Source organism: Marinospirillum perlucidum (assembly GCF_003336805.1).
Taxonomy (GTDB): domain Bacteria; phylum Pseudomonadota; class Gammaproteobacteria; order Pseudomonadales; family Halomonadaceae; genus Marinospirillum; species Marinospirillum perlucidum.
Window position 1 is genome coordinate 1 of the sequence record NZ_QFWJ01000019.1, and the last position, 5,102, is coordinate 5,102.

At 52.6% G+C, this 5,102-nt stretch carries 3 rRNA genes; all 3 read left to right on the forward strand.

Annotation, left to right across the window (positions count from 1 at the left end):
• The first annotated feature begins 177 nt into the window (after positions 1-177).
• Positions 178-1,713: ribosomal RNA gene (locus tag DFK18_RS14380) — 16S ribosomal RNA — on the forward strand.
• 247 nt (positions 1,714-1,960) lie between these two features.
• Positions 1,961-4,851 (forward strand): 23S ribosomal RNA (locus tag DFK18_RS14385).
• Between the two features lie 147 nt (positions 4,852-4,998).
• Positions 4,999-5,102, forward strand: a 5S ribosomal RNA gene (rrf, locus tag DFK18_RS14390); the annotation flags it as partial.

Genomic DNA, 5,102 nt, shown 5'->3' on the forward strand with positions numbered 1-5,102 from the left:
CTTTGGATCGACGCTCTTTAAGAATGAAGCATCAGGTACATTCATGTGGGCGCTTGCGGGATGGTTTGTGGAGAGTCACAAAACATCAAGGCAAGCGACTCGTCAAGAACTTTAAGTTCTTAAGAATTCGTTTGAACCTTGAGCCAAGTTTGATCCGCTTAACGGATCGATGATTTTAAACTGAAGAGTTTGATCATGGCTCAGATTGAACGCTGGCGGCAGGCCTAACACATGCAAGTCGAGCGGAAACGATGGGAGCTTGCTCCCAGGCGTCGAGCGGCGGACGGGTGAGTAATGCATGGGAATCTGCCCGGTAGTGGGGGATAACTCGGGGAAACTCGAGCTAATACCGCGTACGTCCTACGGGAGAAAGTGGGGTTTCGGCCTCACGCTATCGGATGAGCCCATGTCGGATTAGCTAGTTGGTGAAGTAATGGTTTACCAAGGCGACGATCCGTAGCTGGTCTGAGAGGATGATCAGCCACACCGGAACTGAGACACGGTCCGGACTCCTACGGGAGGCAGCAGTGGGGAATATTGGACAATGGGGGCAACCCTGATCCAGCCATGCCGCGTGTGTGAAGAAGGCCCTCGGGTTGTAAAGCACTTTCAGTAGGGAGGAAAGCTGCGTCGTTAATACCGGCGTAGTGTGACGTTACCTACAGAAGAAGCACCGGCAAACTCCGTGCCAGCAGCCGCGGTAATACGGAGGGTGCGAGCGTTAATCGGAATTACTGGGCGTAAAGCGCGCGTAGGCGGTTTATTAAGCCAGATGTGAAAGCCCCGGGCTTAACCTGGGAACTGCATCTGGAACTGGTAAGCTAGAGTACAGTAGAGGAAGGTAGAATTCCACGTGTAGCGGTGAAATGCGTAGATATGTGGAGGAATACCAGTGGCGAAGGCGGCCTTCTGGACTGATACTGACGCTGAGGTGCGAAAGCGTGGGGAGCAAACAGGATTAGATACCCTGGTAGTCCACGCCGTAAACGATGTCGACTAGCCGTTGGGAACCTTGAGTTCTTAGTGGCGCAGTTAACGCACTAAGTCGACCGCCTGGGGAGTACGGCCGCAAGGTTAAAACTCAAATGAATTGACGGGGGCCCGCACAAGCGGTGGAGCATGTGGTTTAATTCGATGCAACGCGAAGAACCTTACCTACTCTTGACATCCAGAGAACTTTCCAGAGATGGATTGGTGCCTTCGGGAACTCTGTGACAGGTGCTGCATGGCTGTCGTCAGCTCGTGTTGTGAAATGTTGGGTTAAGTCCCGTAACGAGCGCAACCCCTATCCTTATTTGCCAGCGATTCGGTCGGGAACTCTAAGGAGACTGCCGGTGACAAACCGGAGGAAGGTGGGGACGACGTCAAGTCATCATGGCCCTTACGAGTAGGGCTACACACGTGCTACAATGGCCGGTACAACAGGTTGCTAACCCGCGAGGGGGAGCTAATCCGCAAAAACCGGTCGTAGTCCGGATTGGAGTCTGCAACTCGACTCCATGAAGTCGGAATCGCTAGTAATCGCGAATCAGAATGTCGCGGTGAATACGTTCCCGGGCCTTGTACACACCGCCCGTCACACCATGGGAGTTGATTGCACCAGAAGTAGCTAGCTTAACCTTCGGGAGGGCGGTTACCACGGTGTGGTTAATGACTGGGGTGAAGTCGTAACAAGGTAGCCGTAGGGGAACCTGCGGCTGGATCACCTCCTTACCGACATCCCCAACCACCCGTAAGTGCTCACATGAATGGCTTGATGCCAGAAAAGCTGAAAATCAGCTTTTTGCTCTTTAACAATGCAAGATTCAAGTTTTAAAAGTCAAAGCGATACGTTTGTTGCTGCACACTGAGGCAGCAATAGACATCAGTCTCAAGCGTATCCGGCGAAAATCGTTGATTGGTTATTTGATTGACCTCAGAAGGATTAGCTCCTTTATAGGAAAACTTCTTGGGGTTATATGGTCAAGTGACTAAGCGCACACGGTGGATGCCTTGGCAGTCAGAGGCGATGAAAGACGTGGAAGCCTGCGATAAGGTTCGGGGAGCTGGCAAACAAGCTATGATCCGGACATTTCTGAATGGGGAAACCCACTGGCCATCAGGTCAGTATCCATAACTGAATCCATAGGTTATGGAGGCAAACCGGGAGAACTGAAACATCTAAGTACCCCGAGGAAAAGAAATCAACCGAGATTCCCTGAGTAGCGGCGAGCGAAAGGGGAGCAGCCCTTAAGCTGGACTTGTGTTAGTGGAAGGCTCTGGAAAGTGCCGCCATAGAAGGTGATAGCCCCGTACACGAAAATGCATATCCAGTGAAATCGAGTAGGACGGGACACGTGTAATCCTGTCTGAACATGGGGGGACCATCCTCCAAGGCTAAATACTCCTGACTGACCGATAGTGAACCAGTACCGTGAGGGAAAGGCGAAAAGAACCCCTGTGAGGGGAGTGAAATAGACCCTGAAACCGTGTGCGTACAAGCAGTCGGAGCCCACTTGTTGGGTGACGGCGTACCTTTTGTATAATGGGTCAGCGACTTATTTTCAGTGGCGAGGTTAACCGTATAGGGGAGCCGTAGAGAAATCGAGTCTTAATAGGGCGTCGAGTCGCTGGGAATAGACCCGAAACCGGGCGATCTACCCATGGGCAGGTTGAAGGTTGAGTAACATCAACTGGAGGACCGAACCGTAATCTGTTGAAAAAGATTCGGATGACCTGTGGGTCGGAGTGAAAGGCTAATCAAGCCCGGAGATAGCTGGTTCTCCTCGAAAGCTATTTAGGTAGCGCCTCGTGTATCACCACCGGAGGTAGAGCACTGTTTGGACTAGGGGGTCATCCCGACTTACCAACTCCATGCAAACTCCGAATACCGGTGAGTGTCAGCACGGGAGACACACGGCGGGTGCTAACGTCCGTCGTGAAAAGGGAAACAACCCAGACCGCCAGCTAAGGCCCCAAAATCCTGGTTAAGTGGGAAACGATGTGGGAAGGCTAAAACAGCTAGGAGGTTGGCTTAGAAGCAGCCACCCTTTAAAGAAAGCGTAATAGCTCACTAGTCGAGTCGGCCCGCGCGGAAGATGTAACGGGGCTCAAACCAGGTGCCGAAGCTGCGGGTTCATCTATGATGAGCGGTAGAGGAGCGTTGTGTAAGCCGTCGAAGGTGGATTGAGAAGTCTGCTGGAGGTATCACAAGTGCGAATGCTGACATGAGTAACGATAAGGGGAGTGAAAAACTCCCCCGCCGGAAGACCAAGGTTTCCTATCCCATGCTAATCAGGGTAGGGTGAGTCGGCCCCTAAGGCGAGGCCGAAAGGCGTAGTCGATGGGAAGCAGGTTAATATTCCTGCACTTGTTACTGCTGCGATGGGAGGACGGAGAAGGCTAGGCGAGCCAGGCGTTGGTTGTCCTGGTGAAAGTATGTAGGCGGTGATCTTAGGCAAATCCGGGATCGCAACGCCGAGATACGAGACGAAGAGGACCCTCGGGAAATCGAAGTCGTTGATGCCACGCTTCCAAGAAAAGTCTCTAAGCTTCAGGCAGTAAGAAACCGTACCCTAAACCGACACAGGTGGTCAGGTCGAGAAGACCCAGGCGCTTGAGAGAACTCGGGTGAAGGAACTAGGCAAAATGGTGCCGTAACTTCGGGAGAAGGCACGCCGACATTAGGTGACGTTAACACTAACTGAGCCGAAGTCGGTCGAAGATACCAGGCCCCTGCAACTGTTTATTAAAAACACAGCACTCTGCAAACACGTAAGTGGACGTATAGGGTGTGACGCCTGCCCGGTGCCGGAAGGTTAATTGATGGGGTTAGCGTAAGCGAAGCTCTTGATCGAAGCCCCGGTAAACGGCGGCCGTAACTATAACGGTCCTAAGGTAGCGAAATTCCTTGTCGGGTAAGTTCCGACCTGCACGAATGGCGTAATGATGGGGGCGCTGTCTCCACCCGAGACTCAGTGAAATTGAAATCGCAGTGAAGATGCTGTGTATCCGCGGCTAGACGGAAAGACCCCGTGAACCTTTACTATAGCTTCACACTGGACTTTGATATTGCTTGTGTAGGATAGCTGGGAGGCTTTGAAACCGTGACGCCAGTTGCGGTGGAGCCAACCTTGAAATACCAGCCTGGCAATCTTGAGGTTCTAACCTAGGCCCCTTATCTGGGTCAGGGACCGTGTGTGGTGGGTAGTTTGACTGGGGCGGTCTCCTCCCAAAGAGTAACGGAGGAGCACAAAGGTACCCTCAGGCTGGTCGGAAATCAGCCAATGAGTGCAAGAGCATAAGGGTGCTTGACTGCGAGACAGACACGTCGAGCAGGTACGAAAGTAGGTTCTAGTGATCCGGTGGTTCTGTATGGAAGGGCCATCGCTCAACGGATAAAAGGTACTCCGGGGATAACAGGCTGATACCGCCCAAGAGTTCACATCGACGGCGGTGTTTGGCACCTCGATGTCGGCTCATCACATCCTGGGGCTGAATTCGGTCCCAAGGGTATGGCTGTTCGCCATTTAAAGTGGTACGCGAGCTGGGTTTAGAACGTCGTGAGACAGTTCGGTCCCTATCTGCCGTGGACGTTGGAGACTTGAGAAGAGCTGCTCCTAGTACGAGAGGACCGGAGTGGACGAACCTCTGGTGTTCCGGTTGTTTTGCCAAAGGCACTGCCGGGTAGCTATGTTCGGACGGGATAACCGCTGAAGGCATCTAAGCGGGAAGCCCCCTTCAAGATAAGGTCTCCCTGAGGACTTGATCCTCCTAAAGGGCCCTTGAAGACCACAAGGTTGATAGGTCGGGTGTGGAAGCGCAGCAATGCGTTGAGCTAACCGATACTAATGACCCGTGAGGCTTGACCATATAACACCCAAGCGGTTTTATACGATCAAGACTGATCAACAGATTTTGACGGATACGTAAGAGACTGACGCAGACTGGCGACAGCCAAAACTTGAATCTTGCCCCTTTTTAGGACGTTGGCTAAAAGCCAGCTTCCAACCCGTTACGCCTGACGACCTTAGCGAGTGGGAACCACCTGATCCCTTGCCGAACTCAGTAGTGAAACCACTCAGCGCCGATGATAGTGTGGGGCCTCCCCATGTGAAAGTAGG